Origin of the sequence: Rhodobium orientis, from assembly GCF_003258835.1 — a bacterium.
GTDB classification, from domain to species: domain Bacteria; phylum Pseudomonadota; class Alphaproteobacteria; order Rhizobiales; family Rhodobiaceae; genus Rhodobium; species Rhodobium orientis.
The window spans coordinates 1-272 of record NZ_NPEV01000166.1 but is presented as its reverse complement, the minus strand read 5'-3'; the positions used below and the strand labels follow the sequence as shown (position 1 = coordinate 272).

Sequence of the window (272 nt, the reverse complement as noted above, 5' to 3'; positions counted from 1 at the left end):
TTCGTTTCCTTAACGGTCTCTGAATCACCCAGCATGCCGCTGTATTCAAGATAAAAGACCGGAAGGCGGAAAAGATGTTCAGCTACGCGGGCGTACGCTTTAATATCCTCAATGTCAAGCTCGGTATCTGCGTTCGTCAAAGCGGCAGCCTTGCAGTCCTGATTCAAAATACAGTACCCTTCAACAACAATCTCTTCCGGCGACATCAGCTCGCCGTATTCTTTCATCGCCTTTTTATGTAAGCCGGCAATCCAGTCTGTATCCCTGCTGTT

1 protein-coding gene is annotated in these 272 nt (G+C 48.2%); it reads right to left on the bottom strand.

All coding sequences use genetic code 11. The annotated features are described in order from the left end of the window. Nucleotides 1–272, bottom strand: a 272-nt coding sequence (locus tag CH339_RS25675; RefSeq protein ID WP_210207405.1) for a geranylgeranylglyceryl/heptaprenylglyceryl phosphate synthase, incomplete at both ends; no start/stop codon positions are given.